1 protein-coding gene is annotated in these 616 nt (G+C 53.1%); it reads right to left on the reverse strand.

Features of this window, described 5'->3' with window-relative positions:
- The coding region (locus J7438_RS26880) for an SEL1-like repeat protein (protein ID WP_209279078.1) at positions 1-616 on the reverse strand (616 nt) is incomplete at both ends.

Genomic DNA, 616 nt, shown 5'->3' on the forward strand with positions numbered 1-616 from the left:
GAACCGCCGGTTGTCTCAAGGCACCAGGGCTGCCCGGGGTTTGATTGGCTGCTGGTGCAGCAGTGTTGCTGTCAGCATCGCTGGTATCATTATCCACGCCCTTATCCTGAAACAGCGCACTTCCATCCGATGGCTGAAGGTGTACAGGCTGGCACTGCGGTTGACTGCTGACAGGTTCACGGCGCTGGTGGTCGGCCGGGGCATTTGTCCGTTGACGTGTTCCTTGACGGGTATCTTTATCTCCGTTGATGTATTGCTGAATCTCCTCTGGTGTCAGGCGGCGCAGGTAGCGCGTATCTTTTGCCTTGATTCGGACATATTCAATTTTTGACCGCAAATAATCCTGAAATGAAGGGCTGAGATAACCGCTGTCCTCTGTTGCCGCATCCTCGTCGGAGGAATCCACCAGCGTTTGCAGTTGCTGATGCATCTGCTCATAACATCGACAGGCATTGCTGTAATCGCCGATTTCTGCAAACAGGTCACCAGCCCGGAGGTTTAATGGAATGAATTTTCCCCGGCTGGCGGCTTGTTCATACAATGTTGCCGCCTTCTCCGGTGATGGATGGTTAATTAATTGCTGCTCATGGAGCCAGCCCATGAGAAAACAGGCGTA

The sequence above is a fragment of the Thalassotalea sp. G20_0 genome (assembly GCF_017744175.1).
Taxonomy (GTDB): Bacteria; Pseudomonadota; Gammaproteobacteria; order Pseudomonadales; family Endozoicomonadaceae; genus Endozoicomonas.